This window comes from Longimicrobium sp. (genome assembly GCF_036399255.1).
GTDB lineage: Bacteria > Gemmatimonadota > Gemmatimonadetes > Longimicrobiales > Longimicrobiaceae > Longimicrobium.
The window spans coordinates 1-19,461 of sequence record NZ_DASWNM010000079.1 but is presented as its reverse complement, the minus strand read 5'-3'; the positions used below and the strand labels follow the sequence as shown (position 1 = coordinate 19,461).

Annotated in this window: 16 protein-coding genes and 1 pseudogene; 16 read left to right on the top strand and 1 reads right to left on the bottom strand. The window is 67.3% G+C overall.

Annotation, left to right across the window (positions count from 1 at the left end; translation table 11 throughout):
- Window positions 1-104 precede the first annotated feature (104 nt).
- The 12 genes and pseudogenes from rpoC to VGC13_RS13440 all read left to right on the top strand — a co-directional run bounded on the left by rpoC (window position 105) and on the right by VGC13_RS13440 (window position 14,722).
- The gene (rpoC, locus tag VGC13_RS13495; protein WP_331125779.1) at window positions 105-4,331 is read left to right on the top strand and encodes a DNA-directed RNA polymerase subunit beta'; all 4,227 of its coding nucleotides are present in this window, start codon (window positions 105-107) and stop codon (window positions 4,329-4,331) included.
- A 206-nt stretch (window positions 4,332-4,537) separates the two neighbouring features.
- Window positions 4,538-5,962: a hypothetical protein gene (locus VGC13_RS13490; RefSeq protein WP_331125778.1), complete on the top strand. Its 1,425-nt coding sequence runs from the start codon at window positions 4,538-4,540 to the stop codon at window positions 5,960-5,962.
- A gap of 691 nt (window positions 5,963-6,653) precedes the next feature.
- Window positions 6,654-7,121, top strand: coding sequence for a type II toxin-antitoxin system VapC family toxin (locus VGC13_RS13485; RefSeq protein ID WP_331125787.1), 468 nt, complete (start codon window positions 6,654-6,656; stop codon window positions 7,119-7,121).
- Between the two features lie 120 nt (window positions 7,122-7,241).
- Window positions 7,242-7,346 (top strand): annotated as a pseudogene (locus VGC13_RS33640) (hypothetical protein); the annotation flags it as partial.
- Between the two features lie 516 nt (window positions 7,347-7,862).
- Window positions 7,863-8,339, top strand: coding sequence for a type II toxin-antitoxin system VapC family toxin (locus VGC13_RS13475; RefSeq protein WP_331125776.1), 477 nt, complete (start codon window positions 7,863-7,865; stop codon window positions 8,337-8,339).
- Window positions 8,340-8,457: 118 nt separating this feature from the next.
- Window positions 8,458-8,583, top strand: coding sequence for a BlaI/MecI/CopY family transcriptional regulator (locus tag VGC13_RS13470; protein ID WP_331125775.1), 126 nt, complete (start codon window positions 8,458-8,460; stop codon window positions 8,581-8,583).
- A 593-nt stretch (window positions 8,584-9,176) separates the two neighbouring features.
- Entirely contained in the window at window positions 9,177-9,653 is a 477-nt protein-coding gene (locus tag VGC13_RS13465; protein ID WP_331125774.1) for a type II toxin-antitoxin system VapC family toxin, read from the top strand.
- Window positions 9,654-9,757: 104 nt separating this feature from the next.
- Window positions 9,758-10,147: a BlaI/MecI/CopY family transcriptional regulator gene (locus VGC13_RS13460; RefSeq protein ID WP_331125773.1), complete on the top strand. Its 390-nt coding sequence runs from the start codon at window positions 9,758-9,760 to the stop codon at window positions 10,145-10,147.
- Window positions 10,144-12,387 carry a M56 family metallopeptidase gene (locus tag VGC13_RS13455; RefSeq protein WP_331125772.1) on the top strand — a complete coding sequence of 748 codons (2,244 nt, stop codon included), beginning with the start codon at window positions 10,144-10,146 and terminating at the stop codon, window positions 12,385-12,387. The genes VGC13_RS13460 and VGC13_RS13455 overlap by 4 nt, the downstream gene beginning before the upstream one ends.
- Window positions 12,388-12,480: 93 nt before the next feature.
- On the top strand, window positions 12,481-13,611 hold the full coding sequence (locus VGC13_RS13450; protein ID WP_331125771.1) for a hypothetical protein: 1,131 nt from the start codon (window positions 12,481-12,483) through the stop codon (window positions 13,609-13,611).
- 580 nt (window positions 13,612-14,191) lie between these two features.
- A complete protein-coding gene (locus VGC13_RS13445; RefSeq protein ID WP_331125770.1) occupies window positions 14,192-14,326 on the top strand; it encodes a hypothetical protein in 135 nt (44 codons plus the stop codon).
- A 15-nt stretch (window positions 14,327-14,341) separates the two neighbouring features.
- Entirely contained in the window at window positions 14,342-14,722 is a 381-nt protein-coding gene (locus VGC13_RS13440) for a helix-turn-helix domain-containing protein (protein WP_331125769.1), read from the top strand.
- Window positions 14,723-14,800: 78 nt separating this feature from the next.
- On the opposite strand, the gene VGC13_RS13435 is transcribed toward VGC13_RS13440, so the two are convergent.
- Window positions 14,801-15,061 (bottom strand): hypothetical protein, encoded by a 261-nt coding sequence (locus VGC13_RS13435; protein ID WP_331125768.1) that lies wholly within the window; start codon window positions 15,059-15,061, stop codon window positions 14,801-14,803.
- A gap of 414 nt (window positions 15,062-15,475) precedes the next feature.
- On the opposite strand from VGC13_RS13435, the gene rpsL reads away from it, so the two are divergent.
- From rpsL to VGC13_RS13415, 4 genes are all read left to right on the top strand, one after another.
- Window positions 15,476-15,904, top strand: a complete 429-nt coding sequence (gene rpsL, locus VGC13_RS13430) for a 30S ribosomal protein S12 (protein WP_331125767.1) — start codon at window positions 15,476-15,478, stop codon at window positions 15,902-15,904.
- 3 nt (window positions 15,905-15,907) lie between these two features.
- Window positions 15,908-16,378 (top strand): 30S ribosomal protein S7, encoded by a 471-nt coding sequence (rpsG, locus tag VGC13_RS13425; protein WP_331125766.1) that lies wholly within the window; start codon window positions 15,908-15,910, stop codon window positions 16,376-16,378.
- Window positions 16,379-16,511: 133 nt separating this feature from the next.
- The gene (fusA, locus tag VGC13_RS13420; RefSeq protein ID WP_331125765.1) at window positions 16,512-18,608 is read left to right on the top strand and encodes an elongation factor G; all 2,097 of its coding nucleotides are present in this window, start codon (window positions 16,512-16,514) and stop codon (window positions 18,606-18,608) included.
- Window positions 18,609-19,182: 574 nt separating this feature from the next.
- Window positions 19,183-19,461 (top strand): GTP-binding protein (locus tag VGC13_RS13415; RefSeq protein ID WP_331124642.1); only part of this gene is annotated, 279 nt, incomplete at its 3' end.

Genomic DNA, 19,461 nt, shown 5'->3' with positions numbered 1-19,461 from the left:
ACCCCGCCCGAAGCGCACTCCCGCACTGACGCACTCCCGCACTAACGCACTTTCAAGCCCGAGCGACGAATGCCCGGGGACACCACGATAGATAGGGGATCCCGATGATCGACTTCCCCCGAGCCCGCGAGACCCGGTCTCAGGACTTCAACTACATCCAGGTCAAGATCGCCTCTCCGGAGGAGATCAGGGGCTGGAGCTTCGGCGAGGTCACCAAGCCGGAGACCATCAACTACCGCTCGTTCAAGCCCGAGCGCGACGGCCTGTTCTGCGAGCGCATCTTCGGTCCCGTCAAGGACTGGGAGTGCCACTGCGGCAAGTTCAAGCGCATCCGCTACCGCGGCCACGTCTGCGACAAGTGCGGCGTCGAGGTCACGCTCAGCAAGGTCCGGCGCGAGCGCATGGGCCACATCGAGCTGGCCGTGCCGGTGGCGCACATCTGGATGTTCAAGACGCTCCCCTCGCAGATGGGCTACCTGCTGGGGATGACGCTGCGCGACCTGGAAAAGGTGATCTACTACGCGGCCTACGTGGTCACGGCGGTGGGCGCCCAGGACGTCAAGCACAGCCAGGCGCTCGACGAGGACGAGTACATCGCCCTGCGCGAAAAGGCCCGTGAAGAGGGCGACACCGAGTTCGCCGCCGACATCGGCGCGCCGGCCGTGCGCAACCTGCTGGGCCAGATCGACGTGGACTCGCTGGCCGAGTCGCTGCGCACGCAGGTGGCCAACGAGACCAGCCAGCACCGCAAGAAGATGGTGCTGAAGCGTCTCAAGGTCATCGACGCCATCCGCAGCTCGGGCGCCACGCCGTCGGAGCGCAACAAGCCGCAGTGGATGATCCTGGACGTGGTCCCGGTGATTCCGCCCGACCTGCGCCCGCTGGTGCCGCTGGACGGCGGCCGCTTCGCCACGTCGGACCTGAACGACCTGTACCGCCGCGTCATCAACCGCAACAACCGGTTGAAGAAGCTGATGGAGATGCGCGCGCCCGAGGTCATCCTGCGCAACGAAAAGCGCATGCTGCAGGAGGCCGTCGACGCGCTGTTCGACAACGGACGCCGCAGCAAGGCCATCCGCGGCCGCGGCAAGCGCCCGCTCAAGTCGCTCAGCGACATGCTGAAGGGCAAGCAGGGCCGCTTCCGGCAGAACCTGCTGGGCAAGCGCGTGGACTACTCGGGCCGTTCGGTGATCGTGGTGGGCCCCGAGCTCAAGCTGCACCAGTGCGGCCTCCCCAAGGCCATGGCGGTGGAGCTGTTCAAGCCGTTCATCATCCACGAGCTCGAAAAGCGCGGCGAGGCCGAGACGGTAAAGCGCGCCAAGAAGATCGTGGAGCGCGACGACCCGCGGGTGTACGAGGTGCTCGAGGACATCATCCGCGACCACCCCGTGCTGCTGAACCGCGCGCCCACGCTGCACCGCCTGGGCATCCAGGCGTTCGAGCCGGTGCTGGTGGAGGGCAAGGCCATCCGCATTCACCCGCTGGTCTGCGCGGCGTTCAACGCCGACTTCGACGGCGACCAGATGGCGGTGCACGTGCCGCTTTCGTTCGAGGCGCAGCTGGAGGCCCGCGTGCTGATGCTGTCGTCGAACAACATCCTGCTGCCCAGCAACGGGCGGCCGGTGGCGGCGCCGTCGCAGGACATCGTGATCGGGTGCTACTGGCTCACCAAGGACAAGGACCACTTCCGCGCCGACGTGGCCGCCGACCAGGCCGAGCTGGTGAAGCCGCCGGCCGAGCGCGACCTGGCGAAGGTGCTTCCCCGCTTCGACAACGTGGCCGAGGTGGAGATGGCGCTGGCCCACCGCCGCGTGGGGTACCACAGCACGGTGTACTTCCTGACCGACCCCCGTCCGGAGGCCGAGAAGGAAGAGGGCGAGGCCGAGAAGAAGGAGTGGGTGGCCACCACGCCGGGGCGCATCATCTTCAATTCCGTGGTCCCCGCGGCGATGGGGTTCTGGAACAAGACGATGGGCAAGAAGGAGCAGGGCGACATCATCTTCAGCGCCTACCGCACGGTGGGGCTGGCGACCACGGTGGTGTTCCTGGACAACCTGAAGGCGTTCGGCTTCCGCTACAGCACGCTGGCCGGCGTGTCGGTGGGGATCGAGGACATGAAGATCCCCGGCGAGAAGGACGAGATCCTGCGCGAGGCCGACGAGGACGTGGCGCGCTTCACCCGCGCGTACAACAACGGCGTCATCAGCAACGGCGAGCGCTACAACAAGGTCATCGACACCTGGACGCACGCCAACAACGACGTGGCGGACGCCATGGTGAACCGCCTCGCGGCGGACCGCGGGGGGTTCAACCCCGTGTACATGATGATGAACTCGGGCGCGCGCGGATCGCGTGACCAGATGCGGCAGCTGGCGGGGATGCGCGGCCTGATGGCCAAGCCCCAGAAAAAGCTGACGGGCGGGATCGGCGAGATCATCGAGTCGCCGATCAAGTCCAACTTCCGCGAGGGGCTGACGGTGCTGGAGTACTTCATCTCCACGCACGGCGCCCGCAAGGGCCTGGCCGACACGGCGCTCAAGACGGCCGACGCCGGCTACCTGACGCGCCGCCTGGTGGACGTGGCGCAGGACGTCACCATCATGGAGGACGACTGCGGCACGGTGCTGGGCCTGGAAGTCAGCGCCCTCAAGGAGGGCGAGGACGTGGTGGAGCCGCTCAAGGACCGCATCGTGGGCTCGGTGGCGTCGGACGACGTCTTCGATCCCATGGACGGCGAGCTGCTGGTGGCCGCCGGCGACCTGATCGACGAGGAGACGGCGGACGAGATCGAGGACGCCGGCATCCAGTCGGTCAAGATCCGCAGCGTGCTCACCTGCGAAAGCCGCCGCGGGCTGTGCGTGAAGTGCTACGGCCGCAACCTGGCCACGATGGGCATCGTGGACCCGGGCGAGGCGGTGGGGATCCTGGCCGCGCAGAGCATCGGCGAGCCAGGCACGCAGCTTACGCTGCGCACCTTCCACATCGGCGGCACGGCGGCGCGCATCGCGGCGACGACGGGGCGCAAGAGCAAGGTGGAGGGCGTGGCCCAGTTCGAGCGCATCACCACGGTGACCACGCCGGACGGGTCGCGGATCGTCACCAGCCGCGAAGGCGAGATCATCATGCGGACCCCCGAGGGGACGGTCCGCAGCCGGCTGGCGGTGCCGTACGGCGCCACCATCTCGGTCGAGGACGGCCAGAAGGTGGCCGTGGGCGACACGCTGTTCGCGTGGGACCCGTACTCCGAGCCCATCGTGGCCGACTTCGGCGGCACCCTGCGCTTCATCGACATCGTCGAGGACCAGTCGGTGCGCGAAGAGCTGGACGAGTCGACGGGCCGGCGCCAGATGGTGATCATCGAGGACCGCAGCAAGAAGCTGCACCCCATGATCGAGATCATCGACGCCAACGGGGTAAAGGTGCGCGAGTTCATCGTGCCCGTGGGCGCGCAGCTCACGGTGCGCGACGGCGAGGTGGTGCAGCCGGGCGCCGCGCTGGCCAAGCTGGCCCGCGAGGCGTACAAGACCCGCGACATCACGGGCGGTCTGCCGCGCATCGCCGAGCTGTTCGAGGCGCGCAAGCCCAAGGACCCGTCGGTCATCACCGAGGTGGACGGCACCGTGCGCTTCGGCGACATCAAGCGCGGCAAGCGTGAGGTGATCGTGATCCCCGAGACGGGGAACGAGCGGGTGTACGAGGTCGCGGTGGGCAAGCACCTGCGCGTGCACGAGGGCGACTTCGTGCGCGCCGGCGACCGCCTGAGCGAGGGGCCGGTGAACCCGCACGACATTCTGCGCATCAAGGGGCCGCAGGCCGTGCAGGAGTACCTGCTCAACGAGGTGCAGGAGGTGTACCGGCTGCAGGGCGTGAAGATCAACGACAAGCACATTGGCGTGATCGTGCGCCAGATGCTGCAGAAGGTGCGCATCCTGGAGCCCGGCACCACCGAGTTCCTGGAGGGCGAGACGGTGGACCGTACCGAGTACATGGACGCCAACGCCCGCCACCTGTCCGGGGGCGGCACGCCGGCCACCAGCGAGCCGCTGCTGCTGGGGATCACCAAGGCGTCGCTGACCACGCAGTCGTTCATCAGCGCGGCCAGCTTCCAGGAGACCACGCGGGTTCTGACCGACGCCGCCATCCGCGGCGCGCGCGACGACCTGCAGGGGCTCAAGGAAAACATCATCATCGGGCACCTGATCCCGGCGGGCACCGGTATCTACCGGTACAACGACGTGGAGTTCGGGCCCGAGGCGACGGGTGCGGCGGGTGCGCCCGCCGCGGCCCCGGAGATCGTGGCCGCCAGCGAGGTGGCGACGGTCGAGGCGTAGCCCGGAGGGATTGCGCCGGCCAAGTCGGTGATAACGAGAACGGCCCCGGGCAGCGATGCCCAGGGCCGATTTCGTTATGTGTGCTCATGCTCACTGCTGGGCGAACTCTGCTCCTACGTCCAATTACCATTCTTGCGTTGGCTTCTGAGCGCCATTAGTGTAATGCCCGGCCGGTTATATCCGTCCCTTTTGATGAGGAGTGGTAAATGGTCGTACCCCCGGACGCAGCGGTCCCGGTCGTGAAAGCGGTCCTTCCCCTCAGTTTGCGGCTGGCCCTACACATCTCGCCCCCTCCAGCCAAGGCGGCTTGGTCACGCTGGAAGCAGGGCGCGAAGTGCTTCGGTCTTCCGCTGGGGCACACGTGCATTCTCCTGCCCCAGCAGTTCAACGAACGCCAGGAAGCAGTGTTTGCGCACCGTGACGTGGCATGCTCGCAGCACCTGCAGAATCTTTTCCTCCGAATGGGTTTCAGGGAGGATGCGCACTGGTCGGTGAAGCACGTCGACCCGCGTCAGGGTCTTCCCGACGAACTGGCGCGCCAGCACAACCTGGTATCGTTATGTGGTCCCGCGTACAATCCTTTTGTTCGCGACCTGCTTCGTTCTCCAGGGTTTCTTAAGGACGTTCACTACTACGAAAACGGCCGACGAGACTCGCGCGAGTTCCTGTGGCGTAACCGGGCTTATCATTGGAACGACACCACTGATTACGCGCTGGTCGCGATCAAGCGCAACCGCCGGGCACCCGGTCGCCGCATCATCATCATCTTTGGCCTGCGGGACATCGGCACCTTTGCAGCTGGTTGTGTCTTCGCTCTGAAGGAATATCGTTCATTGCGGCAGGAGGCGTCCGGCCGTTTCGGCTCCTCGTTAGGCGAAATCGAATTCCTCCTCCGGGTGGACCACACGCCGGACCGCTCTCACGTGACCGACGTTCGCCTCGCTACGGAGGAGGATGGAAGCCCCCTCCGTCAACCCGGAGCGGACGCGGCCATTGTGGAACCGGATGGACGTGCGCTTGCGCGAATCTACGAGTCTTTGCGCCAGCACCCGCGCCCCATCATTCTCTCCGATGTGCTGCATCAGTTCACGTTCCAGCCAGACGGCTCCGTAGAGATGCTGGAGGAGTACACGCTCACGGCCGAGGCCCGTGATCTGGTTTATGTTGGAAAGACCGTCGGCGGCTCGCCCGAGGTGCAGGCGCTCGAGGCGGTACGCTTCAACGCGCAGGTGGTGAACGGCGTCGGCGAAGTGGTCGCTCTCCCTGCGGAAAATCGTCCGGACAGTAAGCGTTTTCTTCTCTTTCCCATCCCACCCGTGCTCCCGGGTAAAACGGCGCCGCGCATCCGGATGACCTCCACTTGGCCCAACGGAGCGCAGGCCTTGGCCCGCATCGGTGGAACCGACGACTACACCTTCTCGATCTCACCCTATATCGCGGCACCAGTCGACAGCGTGAGAGTTGTCTTTCGTTTTCGTGATCCGGACGCGCGCTACTCCGTCCGTGAGCAGTTCGAAGTCGCTCTCCAAAGACAGCAATCTATCCATGATTATGAGCGTCCGTTCGAGCACACCCTTCTCAACGTGGAGAAAGGGCAGCGGATCAGCTTTGCGGTACAGCGTGTGGGATGACGTCGCGTTTGCGATGTCAGATGGAACTTGGCTGGCACGTTTCTCGTAGGTAACCTGGGGTTCTGTGTGAGCCCGCCACCGAAAGGAGAATGGACATGCAGGGCGTGAACACCGGCGGTTTCTGAACTGCAGTACATGAACTCTCCGACGTGAAGACTCGTTCCTCCCCTGTGCAGGCCTGAGCGTCGGGTGATACATACGGGCTGATCCAAGTGTAGGCGCAAAGTGTGCGATGCACTGCGGGTTGGACTTGCGTTAGCGACGGCCTGCAGGAGCGGCTCGTTGGACGCGATAACAAGACGGCCTTGGCAGAGATGCCGGGCCGTTTTGTTTGGGATTTATGTCCGTCACGTCACCCGCCAGCCACCGAACGCACGTGCTCACGATGAGTTCAGAAAAGTGCGCTCCGTATGATGTCTGGACTGTCCAGTGAAGAGCGCTAGATTGCATGTGCCAACCATACCCTCACCGAAAAACGATCCGATGGCTACCCAGGTAGAGCAGGAGAGCGGGATGGAGTGGAATCCGGTGCCACCAGGGCACCCTGACCGCGCTGCATTCGAAGCCAGAATGAAGGCCTTGGGAATCACGCCGGCGACGGTGTGGGAGGACCGGCCCGACCGCGTCGTGGTCCGGCGGACCAGCTGGCTTGCCCGTCTGCGGGCGAGACTCGGGTTCTGAAGTGCTGTTCATGGATTCCAGTGCCGTCGTAAAGCTGTACGTGGAGGAAGACGGTACGTCCCCCGTGCGCGCAATCCTGGCGCGGCGCAGCGGGTGGCTCTTCGCGAGCGAATTCGTCGCGCTCGAAGTACTGACCGCCATCCGCGTTGCGCTGCAGAAGGAGTCGGCAGCGGTGTACGCAACCGCCCTGGCCCAGTTCAGGCTCGATTTCCCCGGCCTGTACAATCTGGTGGATGTGGATGCCCACACTCTCCGGCTCGCGTGTGATCTCATGACCCGCCACAGGACCACCGGTGCGCGCAGCATGGACTTCCTCCACCTTGCGACGGCGATGCGGCCGCAATCCACGCGTCCGGCGCGCGACGTTACGATGGTCACCTCCGATCACGACCTGAAGAACCTCTCGCAACACTCCGGGCTGCGGACGTTCGATCCCAGCCGCGAGCCGCTGGCGGCACTTCCGCGCGCGCAACGGTAGCCCGCGCCGCATGGATCCGCAGACGCCCACGGGAATGAGCCGCCGCGAGCGGCAGATCATGGACGTCGTCTACCGCCGCGGCCGGGTGACCGCCGCGGAGGTGCTGGGACGAGATTCCCGATCCGCGGTGCGCGTGACGACCTGCAGGGGCTCAAGGAAAACATCGTCATCGGGCACCTGATCCCGGCGGGTACCGGCATCTACCGGTACAACGAGGTGGAGTTCGGGCTCGAGGCGACGGGTGCTGCGGGTGCGCCCGCCGTGGCCCCGGAGATCGGGCCGCCAGCGAGGTGGGGACGGTCGAGGCGTAGGCCCGCGAGGGCTCGCGCCGGCCGCTTCGGCGGCGGGACAACGGAAACGGCCCCGGGTAGCGATGCCCGGGGCCGTTTTCGTGCATGCATTTGGCGTTTCGGCCATCGTCGCCGCCTTGATTTGCGCGCGGCTGGCTTGAAGGATGCGCTCCGAATGGTGTCTGGACTGTCCAGTAAATTCTCGTTAGATTCTTGCGGAAGGAAGCGCACGCACCCGGTCGGGAGATCGAGTATGGCTACCAGGATCGATGAAGTGACGGCGGGTTGGGAACCCGTGCCTCCGGGCCATCCGGATCGCGCGGCGTTCGAAGAGAGGATGCGCCAACTTGGCGTCAGGCCGGCGACGCGTTGGGAGCCCCGCCCCGACCGGAAGGTTTTCAGACGTCCTGGGTGGAGGGCCTGGATTCGCGCACGCCTGGGCTTTTGAGCGGTGATCTTCTTTGACTCCAGCGCGCTTGCCAAGGCCTATCTCGACGAGGAGGGCACCGGCGTCGTGCAGGGCGCGATAGAGCGCCTTTCCGGGCGTCTCTTCATCTCCGAGTTCGTGGCGCTGGAGGTGCTGACGACGCTTCGAACCGCATTCCGGAAGGCGAGCAAAGCGGACTGGGATGAGGTTGTCGAGGAGTTCTGGGCGGACTACGAGGGAACCTTCAACGTCGTGGAGATCGGGCCTGAGGTGGTGGATCGAGCCATGAGCTTGGCCGTGAATCACCGGATGGCGCGCGCGCGTTCCATGGACCTCCTGCACCTTGCCACCGCGCTCCACATGAAGGGCCCGCATCCGCTCGCGCAGGTGACGATCGTAACCTCGGATCGCGATCTGGCCGAGATCTGCCGCGCGTGCGGACTGAGGACGTTCGATCCCAGCCGCGAGCCGCTGTCCGCGCTTCCACGCGCGAACCGGTAATCCGCGGGGATTCCATAATCATGATCATGATATTGGAAGGTTGACATCCGGCATACGTGCTGAATATTCAGCACGTATGCCGACGCGCCCTTCCCCGCCTTCCGCTTTCCCCGCCCGCATGGATCCGCAGACGCCCACGGGAATGAGCCGCCGCGAGCGGCAGATCATGGACATCGTCTACCGCCGCGGCCAGGTGACCGCCGCGGAGGTGCTGGACGAGCTTCCCGATCCGCGGTGCGCGTGACGACCTGCAGGGGCTCAAGGAAAACATCGTCATCGGGCACCTGATCCCGGCGGGCACCGGCCTTTACCGGTACAACGATGTGGAGTTCGGGCCCGAGGCGGCGGGTGCGGCGGGGTGCGCCCGCCGCGGCCCCGGAGATCGTGGCCGTCAGCGAGGTGGCGACGGTCGAGGTGTAGCCCCGCGAGGGCTCGCGCCGGCCGCTTCGGCGGCGGGACAACGGAAACGGCCCCGGCAGCGATCCCGGGACCGTTTCCGTTTATCCATTCGACGGTGCTTGCCTCGATTTGCACGCGGCTGGCTTGAAGAATGCGCTCCGAATGGTGTCTGGACTGTCCAGTGAATCGGCGTTAGATTTGGTCGTTGCCAAACCGTACCCTCAATCGAAGAGCAATCCGATGGCTACCCAGGTAGAGCAGGAGAGCGGGATCGAGTGGAATCCGGTGCCTCCGGGTCACCCTGACCGCCCGGCGTTTGAAGCACAGATGCGTGCCCTGGGGATTACTCCAGCCACCGAGTGGAACTGGCCCGATCGCCCACCTGTGCGCAGAAGCGGATGGTGGGCGCGTCTCCGATCCCGTTTTGGGCTTTGAGCCTTGCTCTTCCTGGACTCCAGCGCCCTGGCAAAGCTCTATCTGGACGAGTACGGCTCCGGCGTGGTGCATGGAGCTGTCAAGCGGGCTGCGGGTGCTCTTTTCCTCAGCGATTATGTGGCGCTGGAGGTGCTCACTACGCTGCGGGTCGGCTTCCGGTCCGCTTCCCAACATGAGTACCGGGAGAAGGTGAACGGCTTCTGGGCAGACTTCCCTCGCAAGTACAACGTAGTCGAGGTGAGCCCGGCAATCCGAAACGCGGCAATGCAACTGACGACGAACGCCCGGGCCGCGCGGGCGCGGAGCCTGGATGTGCTTCATCTGGCGACTGCGCTCGAACTCCAAAGCACTTTTGGGGGCGCTGAAGTGACCATGGTGACGTCAGATCAGGATCTGGCGGATCTCTGCCGAGAGTTCGGGCTGCGGACGTTCGATCCCAGCCGCGAGCCGCTGGCGGCACTTCCGCGCGCACAGCGCTGACGCCCATCCCCATGGTCATGAGAAGGTTGACATCCGGCACCACCTGCTGAATATTCAGCACGTAAGTCGACGCGCCCTTCTCCGCCTCCGCTTTCCCCGCCCGCATGGATCCGCAGACGCCCACGGGAATGAGCCGCCGCGAGCGGCAGATCATGGACATCGTCTACCGCCGCGGCCGGGTGACCGCCGCGGAGGTGCTGGACGAGCTTCCCGATCCGCCGACGTACAGCGCCGTGCGCGCGGCCCTGCGGCTGCTGGAGGAGAAGGGATCGCTGAAGCACGAGATGGACGGCAAGCGCTACGTCTACCTTCCCACCACGCCGCGCAAGCAGGCGCGCACCACGGCGCTGCGCCACCTGGTGCGCACCTTCTTCAACGGCAGCCCCGAGCAGGTGGTCAACGCGCTCATCGAGGAGTCGCGTCCTTCCGGCGAAGAGCTTGACCGGCTGGCCAAGCTGATCGAGCAGGCCCGCAAGGCCGAGGACGGAGGATGAGCGCCCTCGCGGATTCCGCCCTGCTGGGCGCGCTGCTGGACTACGCCGTCCGCGGCACCTTCATTCTCCTGGCCGCGCTGGGCGCCACGGCGCTGATGCGCGGCGCCTCCGCGTCGGCGCGCCACCTGGTGTGGCTGGCGGCGCTCACCGCGTTGCTGCTTCTGCCAGTTGCCCGCGGCTTCGTGCCGGAGTGGCGCGTGCTGCCGGTGTCGGCGGCGGTGCTTGCGGCGCCCGCCATGGATGCCCCGTCGCGGGCGGAGGCGGCGCCTCGCGGTGCTCTCGATCCCTCTCCGCCGCTGGCGGATGCGCCCGTGGCGGAGATCGGCCGGCCGGTTCCGCGGCCGTTCGGGCTTCCGGCGGACTGGCGGACGGTGGCGCTGCTGGTGTGGGCGGCCGGAGCGGCGCTGTTCACGCTGCGGCTGGCGTACGGGCTGGCGCGTGTCTGGTGGATGGAGCGCCGCGCCACGGAGATGACGGACGACGAGTGGGTGCGGCTGACGGACGGGCTGTCGCGCCGGCTGCGGCTGGGGCGCATCGTCCGGCTGCTGCGCGAACCCGGGGCCACCGTGCCGATGACGTGGGGCGTCTTTCATCCCGTGATCCTGCTTCCGGGCGAGGCGGACGGGTGGGAGGGCGAGCGGCGGCGCGTGGTCCTGGCGCACGAGCTGGCCCACGTGCGGCGCTGGGATGCGCTCACGCAGTGGATTGCGCACCTGGCGGTGGCGCTGTTCTGGTTCAACCCTCTGGTGTGGACGGCCGCCCGCAAGCTGCGCGAAGAGCGCGAGCACGCCTGCGACGACGCGGTGCTGGAGATCGGCACGGCGCCGGCGGACTACGCGGACCACCTGCTCACCATCGTCCGCTCGCTGGGCTCGGCGCCCGGTCCGGCCGCCGCGCTGGCGATGGCGCGCCGCTCCCAGTTCGAAGGGCGCCTGCTGGCCATCCTGGACAACGCGGTGCGCCGCAACGGCGTCAGCCGCGCCGCCGCGCTCGCCACCGCAGGCGCGGCGATGGCCTGCCTGCTCCCGCTGGCGGCCATGCGGCCGGCGGAGCGCGTGGCCGCCGCGCCCGCGTCAATCGAGGAAACGGGCGCGAAGCCGGCGTCTGCGGCCGGGCGGCTGGCGGACCGCATGAACGCGGCGGTGCAGCAGGTCGCGCGGGGCCGGGACGAGGCCGATGCCGCCGTGGCGAACGCGGAAGCCGCGGCGCAGACGCTGGACGCGATGCTGCCGGAGGGCGGGGCAGGGACGGGGGAGGCGGCTGCATCCCCCCGGCTCGTCGCGCCGGGGAAGCCGGTGGAATCGGCCGAGCTCCTGCGCACGCTCGACACGCGGCGGGATCCCGGGCTGTACGAGGAGATCATCCGCGCGGCGGAGGAGATCCGCTCGTCCACGGACCGGCGCGTGGTGCTGGCGCGGCTGCTGGAGAAGCGCGACCTGAGCCACGACAACGTGGTGGCCATCATCGCCGCCACGCGGACGATGGAATCCGACACGGACAAGCGCGTGGTGCTGGAGCGTTCCGTCCGCCACCGCGCCTTCCGCGCGAACCCCATGCCTCACGTCTTCTACGAGGCGCTGCGCACCTTCTCATCCTCCACCGACCAGCGGTTTGTGCTGACTTCGCTGCTGGATGCCCGGCGCCTGGATTCCGCCTGCCTGGAACTGCTCTTTCAGCACCTGCCGCGGCTGGACAGCGACACGGACGAGCGGGTGGTGCTGATGCGCGCGATGGAGACGCAGCGCATCGACGGTCACGCGCGGCAGGCGTACGTGAACGCCGCCCGGGACATGGCCTCCGACAGCGACCGCACCGTGGCCCTCTCGGCGCTGATGGACGAGGGACAGACGCGCGCGGAGGCTCCTGGCGCGAGCAGGGTGACTACGGCCACGCGCACGGAGACGACCTCGTCGGCGCGCAACAGCACCACGCGCGACAGCGAGAACGGCGAATCGGTGTGGAACTCGGACGTCAGCCTGGAACTGGGCGGGCGGGAGATCGTCATCCAGGCGAAGGACGTGGTGTTCGGGCGTGGACGGTGGGACATCCGCCGCATCCGCACGGGCGGCAGCCTGCTGGTGCAGGAGACGCGCGGCGGCGTGGTCCGGCGTCTGCGCGCCATCCCCGGCCAGGACGGCCGCCCCGTCTACACCTTCATGGTGGATGGACGGACGCGCGCCTTCGATCCCGGCGCACGCAGCTGGTTCGAGGCCGTGATCCGCGAGTTCACCAGCGACTGACTGTCCGATGGAAAGGCCCGACCGTGTCCGGTCTTTCCCGGGATCGAAGTGCTGAAATTTCAACCTTCCGAACCTCCCGGAGATGGAGCGACCATGCGACAGATCGTCCACCTGACGTGCATCCTTGTTCTTGCCGCGCTCGCCGGGACCGTGCCCGCGGAGGCGCAGCGCGAGCGCACCCATCTGCAGAACGACGGCGAAACCCACATCGTCGACGACAACGGCAGCCGCCGGCTGGAGATGCGCCTGCGGGGCGACGTGCAGATCAACGAGGCGGGCGACTGGATCACCTCCGTGGGGCCGCGCGGGCTGTTCACGGTGGAGGAGCGCGAGGGCGGCACCACGCGCCGCGTGGAGTTCCGTCCGGGAGACGGCGGGGCGCGCGCCCGCTATTCGGTGAACGGCCGCGAGCGGACGCTGGATGCGAGCGGGCGCGCCTGGGCCCAGCGCCTCATCCTCCACGCGGTGCGGCGGAGCGGGCTGGGTGCACAGCAACGCGTGGCCAGCATCCGCGGGCGCAGCGGCGTAAGCGGCGTGCTGGCGGAGATCGCCCGGCTGGAGGGTGACGTGGCGCGGCGTGCGTACTACAACGCGCTGCTGGGCGGCGACCCGCTCTCCACCGCCGAGTTCGGGCGGGTGATGGACGACGTGGGGCGGCGGATGGGCTCGGACGTGGAAACGCGGCTGGTGCTGACGCAGGCGGCCGACCGCGCGGGCGGCGGGGCACGGCTGGCCGCGCTGCTGCGCGCCGCGGAAGGGATCGACAGCGACGTGGAGACGCGGCTGGTGCTGACCCACGTTTCGCGCCGGCACCGCTTGGCGGACGCGGCCTCGCGCGAGGCGTTCTTCCGCGCCGTCGGCGGGCTGGAGAGCGACGTGGAGCGGCGGCTGGTGCTGAACGCCGTCGCCGACGAGCGGCTGGCGGAGGGCCCCTCGCGCGAGGCATTCTTCCGCGCCGTGGGCGAGATGGACAGCGACGTGGAGCGCCGCCTGGTCCTGTCGCAGGTCATGCGCGGCGACGCGCCCGAGGCGACCGTCATCGCCGCCATCCACTCCGCCGGGCAGATGAGCTCCGACGTCGAGAAGCGGCTGGTGCTGACGCAGGTGCCCTCCGCCCACCTGCGCGGCGCGCGCGTGGCCTCCGCCTACCGCCGCGTCGCGGAGGCGATGCGGTCGCAAACGGAGCGCCGGCTCGCGCTTCGCCGGCTGGACGGCAGCCGCTGATGCATCGCGTGGCCGCGGGATGATTTTCCCGGACGCTGGCGGCGTCTGCTTCTGGTGGATCTGAGCCGGGGACAGACAGGCCGGAGATCCGTGCGTGGATAGAACAAGGAGGGCCAGTGGACGAGTTCGTCCGCTGGCCCTCCTTCGTTTGTGGAATCGGATGGATGCCTGCACGTCCTCCCACTTTCGGTCAGTCGCGTTCATGTGCGTGCCGTGTCTGGCGCATGCGTGTCGGGCTGGTTGCGCCAACGCGGTAACTCTCTCCAGTCCATCAATTTAGGACTTGCGCGATTGCGGGGAGGTGAACAATCTGAACACGCTGGTCTTGCGTATCTATCCTACTGTGTAGTATGATCTATTCACCTGCGAGGGGCGGGGGCGTATGAACTGGATGTTCGTGGAGGTTGTCGAGTTCACGCGGAGGGTGGTTCAACTTGGGTTGGAGGAAGACCTGCGGCAGTTGCAGGCTCAGCTCAATCTTGATCCACGCGCGGGAAATCTGGATCCGGGTACCGGAGGTCTCCGGAAAGCCCGAATGACGGACTCACCGCGTGGGCAGGGGAAACGAGGCGGTGCCAGGGTGCACTACCTCCTCGTTCCTGGTCGCGAGATCATCTACCTGGTGAACGTGTATCCCAAGGGAGAGCAGGTGACCCTGACTCCCGAGCAAAAGCGGGTGCTGTCGAGGCTGGCCCAGATGATCGCTACGGCGTGAAAAGGAGGAGACCCGATGCGCGACGAGGAATTCCAGATCCTGCTGCAGGGAGTCAAGGAGGCAGTGGAGCACTACCACGGCCTCCGCCACGACCTCCGCACCACCATCCTCCCCGGGCGTCCGGAGCCGATGGAGCCCGCCGAGGTTCGTGCGCTGCGGGAACGGACCGGCGCGTCGCAGGCGTTCTTTGCGCACGCGCTCAACGTCAGCACCAAGACCGTGCAGGCGTGGGAATCGGGAGCGCGGACGCCGGACGGGGGCAACCTGAAGCTGCTCCGGCTGGCGGAGGCGCATCCGGAAATCGTATTCGAGCACCTGCACGAGCCGCCGCCGGGACCCGTTCAGCAGCCGGCGAAGCCGCGCCGCACGCGGAAGCCCAGGCCGCAGCCCGTGTAGCGGAGGCTTCCGAAAGACAGGCGGCCCCGCACCGTCTCCGGGTGCGGGGCCGCCGCGTTTCCGCCTTCGCCGACGCGCTCAGCAGCGGCCATCGGCGCTGGGGCAGTTGACCGGATCGCAGCTGGCGGGGCAGGTGGCGCACGTGTTCACGCAGCTGGCGGGACAGCTGGCCGGGCACGTTCCGCCGCACGTGGCGCAGCTCGCTCCGCAGGTGACGCAGGACTCCTGGTCCACCGTCACGCTGTCCATGCCGTGCACGGTCCCACCAGCCGGCGCCGCGTCCTCGGCTGCGAACGACTCGACGGTGATCTCGTCCAGATCCAGGTTCAGCTTGCGCATGGGGCACCTCGTGGAGGAAAGAAGGAGGGAGCGGGGATGGGAATGGTCCCACGCCGTCATCGTGCGCTGGCCGCGACGCCGGGGCCAGAAAACACTTGAGGGTGGAGCCGCGGCGCACCGGTCGCGGTGGCTGGATCCGCAGTGTCTGGACGGGTTTGCGCGTTCGCCGCGTTCCCGCGCCGGCCGGCGGCCGCGGCCGGGCGAAAGAGGGCTCGCCGCGCGCTGCGTGCTCCGTGGGGGGCGGACGGGCGGCGCGTGCGGTGGAGGCAAGGCGGGAACAGGCGGCGGGGGGTTGACCAGAGGGTCACAAGTCCTTACTTTTCCCGGTCTGTCGCGCAACCCGTGGTTGGCGGCGGCGGGGACCGGGTGGTCCTCGCCCGTTTTTTCGTCCCAGGATACGCGTTACCTCAAAGTATGCCGACGATCAACCAGCTGGTCCGCAAGGGCAGGGAGACGCTCGAAAAGAAGAGCAAGTCGCCCGCCATGCGCAACAACCCGCAGAAGCGCGGGGTGTGCACGCGCGTCTACACCACGACCCCGAAGAAGCCGAACTCGGCGCTCCGGAAGGTCGCGCGTGTCCGGCTGACGTACGGCACCGAGGTGACGGCGTACATCCCGGGTGAGGGTCACAACCTGCAGGAGCACAGCATCGTGCTCATCCGCGGCGGCCGCGTGAAGGACCTGCCGGGCGTCCGCTACCACATCATCCGGGGCACGCTGGACGCCTCGGGCGTCAACGACCGCCGCCAGAGCCGCTCCAAGTACGGCGCCAAGCGTCCCAAGGCGGGTGCCGCCGCGGGCAAGGGCGCGCCGGCTGGCAAGGGCGGAAAGGGGAAGAGGTAAGCCATGAGTCGTCGCACTCGTTCCGTCAAGCGCCCCATCATCCCCGATCCGGTCTACGGCTCGGAGGTGGTTACCAAGTTCGTGAACACCCTCATGCTGGACGGCAAGAAGTCCACCGCCGAGGGGATCTTCTACAACGCCATGAAGGTGCTGGAAGAGCGCACCGGCCAGCCGGCCGAGACGGTCTTCAAGACCGCGCTCAACAACGCCAAGCCGGTGCTCGAGGTAAAGAGCCGCCGCGTGGGCGGCGCCACCTACCAGGTGCCCGTCGAGGTGCGCCCGGAGCGCCGCACGGCCCTGGCCATGCGCTGGCTGGTGGGCTTTGCCCGCAACCGCGGCGAAAAGACCATGGCCGACCGCCTGGCCGCCGAGCTGCTGGCCGCTTCGCGCAACGAAGGCGCCACCGTCAAGAAGAAGGACGACACGCACCGCATGGCCGACGCCAACAAGGCGTTCGCGCACTACCGCTGGTAGCACGCCGTCCACACCCGGGGTCCAAGGCAGGGCTCCGGCTGCGCTGAAAACAGAAACAGGAAACGCGCGGCGCGCGAGCGGAAAGGAACCCGCTCCCGCGCCCCGCGCTTTCCGCTACCGGATAAGAACGACAATGGCCCGCACCACGCCGCTCGAAAAGTACCGCAACATCGGCATCATGGCGCACATCGATGCCGGCAAGACGACCACCACCGAGCGCATCCTGTACTATACCGGCCGTACCCACAAGATCGGCGAGGTGCACGAGGGTGCGGCGACCATGGACTGGATGGAGCAGGAGCAGGAGCGCGGCATCACCATCACCTCCGCCGCGACCACCTGCCAGTGGACCCGGTTCGACCAGCTCTACCGCATCAACATCATCGACACCCCCGGGCACGTGGACTTCACCGTCGAGGTGGAGCGCTCGCTGCGCGTGCTGGACGGCGCGGTGTGCGTGTTCGACGCGGTGGCCGGCGTGGAGCCGCAGTCCGAGACGGTGTGGCGCCAGGCCGACAAGTACGGCGTGCCGCGCATCTGCTTCGTCAACAAGATGGACCGCACCGGCGCCAACTTCGAGCGCTGCGTGGCGATGATCGTGGACCGGCTGGGCGCCAACCCCATGCCCATCCACCTTCCCATCGGCGACGGCGACACCTTCGTGGGCATCGTCGACGTGGTTCGCCAGGTGGAGCTCATCTACGACGACACCACGCTGGGCAAGAACTGGGTGGAGCAGCCGGTGCGCGCCGAGCTGCAGGAGGCCGTCGCGGCCGCCCGCTTCGCGCTGGTCGAGGGCGCGGTCGAGCACGACGAGGACCTGATGGGGCGGTACCTGGAGGGCGAGGAGATCTCGGAGGACGACCTTCGCCGCGCCATCCGCAACGCCACCATCGCGGGCGCCATCGTGCCGGTGCTCACCGGCTCGGCGTTCAAGAACAAGGGCGTGCAGCAGCTGCTGGACTCGGTGATCGACTACCTGCCGGCGCCGGTCGACATTCCCGCCATCAAGGGAACGGACCCCGAGAACGACGACGCGCCGGTGGAGCGCCACGCCACCGACGACGAGCCGTTCAGCGCGCTGGCGTTCAAGATCGCCACCGACCCGTACGTCGGTAAGCTCACGTTCTTCCGCGTGTACTCGGGGATCATCGCCTCGGGCTCGCACGTGCTCAACAGCACCAAGAACAAGCGCGAGCGCCTGGGCCGCATCCTTCAGATGCACGCCAACAAGCGCGAGGAGATCCCCGAGGTGCGCGCCGGCGACATCGCCGCGGCCATCGGCCTCAAGGACACCACCACGGGCAACACGCTGTGCGACCAGGACCACCCGGTGGTGCTGGAGAGCATGACGTTTCCGGAGCCGGTGATCGACGTGGCGATCGAGCCCAAGACCAAGGTGGACCAGGACAAGATGGGCGAGGCCCTGCGCCGCCTGTCGGACGAGGACCCCACCTTCCGGGTGCACACCGACGCCGAGACGGGCCAGACCATCATCTCGGGGATGGGCGAGCTGCACCTCGAGATCATCGTGGACCGCATGCTCCGCGAGTTCAAGGTGGACGCCAACGTGGGCCGGCCGCAGGTGGCCTACCGCGAGACCATCCGCAAGACGGTCGAGAAGGTGGAAGGCAAGTTCGTCCGCCAGACCGGCGGCTCGGGCCAGTACGGCCACGTGGTCATCAACATGATGCCCGCCGAGCCGGGACAGGGCTTCGTCTTCGAGGACAAGATCGTGGGCGGCGTGATCCCCCGCGAGTTCATCAAGCCCTCGGAGCAGGGGATGCGCGAGGCCATGGACACGGGCGTCCTGGCCGGCTACCCCATGGTCGACGTCAAGGTGCAGCTGGTGTTCGGCAGCTACCACGACGTGGACTCGTCCGAAATCGCGTTCAAGATCGCGGGCTCCATGGCCTTCAAGGAGGCCGCCCGCCGCGCCAGCCCGGTGCTGCTCGAGCCGGTGATGAGCGTGGAGGTGGTGACGCCCTCGGACTACATGGGCGACGTGATCGGCGACCTGAGCAGCCGCCGCGGCAAGATCCAGGGAATGGACCAGCGCGGCGAGGCCCAGGTGATCAACGCCATGGTGCCGCTGTCCGAGATGTTCGGCTACAGCACCAACCTGCGCTCCATGAGCCAGGGTCGCGCCGTGTACAGCATGCAGTTCGCGCAGTACGAGGAAGTGCCCAAGAGCCGCGCCGAGGAGATCGTCGCCAAGGTCCGCGGATAAGCACTCCGGATGCAGGGAAGGGAAGGGCGGCCCCCGCGGCCGCCCTTTTCTTTTTCCGTATCCTCCGCCATCTCCGCGTGCGTCCGGGAAACAACACCTTCTGGGGTACAGAGGAACAGAGTCAGACAGAGGAACCAGGATGATATTCCAGCTCGCGTTCTCTGTCTGACTCTGTTCCTCTGTACGATTGTTCTTTTTCAGGATCTGGCATGAGACAGCTCGGTTGCGGAGTCGGCTCATTCGAGAGCTCTCCCCGACGTGCAAGATGCGGAAGAATGGGCTGAACCCTTGACGTTTGGCGCCAGTGTAGCTATTCTTCCCGTCTTGTGCCGCTCCGGGTACACGCGGCTCCTCCCGGGGAGCGCGACCCGTATGGTGCCGGAACACCTTGCCGCAGCCCGTGGCGCGGCGAGGTTTGCTGTCTTTGGTACGTTCGCCGGGCGAGGCGGAAAGCGCCCCCCGGGTTCGCGGCTGAGGCGGTTCGCCGGCCCGGAGGCGCCCTTCACGGGGCGCCGCCGGGCGGAATCCATTCAGCCATCTTTTACACACCCCTCAGGGACGAGGATTCAAACCAATGGCCAAGGCCAAGTTTGAGCGCAACAAGCCGCACGTGAACGTGGGCACCATCGGCCACGTGGACCACGGCAAGACCACGCTGACCGCGGCGATCACGCGGATCCAGGCCGCCAAGGGGCTGGCCGACTTCATGTCGTTCGACAACATCGACAAGGCCCCGGAAGAGCGGGCGCGCGGGATCACGATCTCGACGGCGCACGTGGAGTACCAGACCGACGCGCGCCACTACGCGCACGTGGACTGCCCGGGCCACGCCGACTACGTGAAGAACATGATC

Bases quoted from the DNA above. Each gene is read 5' to 3' on its own strand.
- rpsG (WP_331125766.1), top strand. From the start codon at position 15,908: ATGAGTCGTCGCACTCGTTCCGTCAAGCGCCCCATCATCCCCGATCCG.
- VGC13_RS13470 (WP_331125775.1), top strand. From the start codon at position 8,458: ATGGATCCGCAGACGCCCACGGGAATGAGCCGCCGCGAGCGGCAGATC.
- rpsL (WP_331125767.1), top strand. From the start codon at position 15,476: ATGCCGACGATCAACCAGCTGGTCCGCAAGGGCAGGGAGACGCTCGAA.
- VGC13_RS13435 (WP_331125768.1), bottom strand. From the start codon at position 15,061: ATGCGCAAGCTGAACCTGGATCTGGACGAGATCACCGTCGAGTCGTTC.
- VGC13_RS13455 (WP_331125772.1), top strand. From the start codon at position 10,144: ATGAGCGCCCTCGCGGATTCCGCCCTGCTGGGCGCGCTGCTGGACTAC.
- VGC13_RS13460 (WP_331125773.1), top strand. From the start codon at position 9,758: ATGGATCCGCAGACGCCCACGGGAATGAGCCGCCGCGAGCGGCAGATC.
- fusA (WP_331125765.1), top strand. From the start codon at position 16,512: ATGGCCCGCACCACGCCGCTCGAAAAGTACCGCAACATCGGCATCATG.
- VGC13_RS13450 (WP_331125771.1), top strand. From the start codon at position 12,481: ATGCGACAGATCGTCCACCTGACGTGCATCCTTGTTCTTGCCGCGCTC.
- VGC13_RS13490 (WP_331125778.1), top strand. From the start codon at position 4,538: ATGGTCGTACCCCCGGACGCAGCGGTCCCGGTCGTGAAAGCGGTCCTT.
- VGC13_RS13485 (WP_331125787.1), top strand. From the start codon at position 6,654: ATGGATTCCAGTGCCGTCGTAAAGCTGTACGTGGAGGAAGACGGTACG.
- rpoC (WP_331125779.1), top strand. From the start codon at position 105: ATGATCGACTTCCCCCGAGCCCGCGAGACCCGGTCTCAGGACTTCAAC.
- VGC13_RS13440 (WP_331125769.1), top strand. From the start codon at position 14,342: ATGCGCGACGAGGAATTCCAGATCCTGCTGCAGGGAGTCAAGGAGGCA.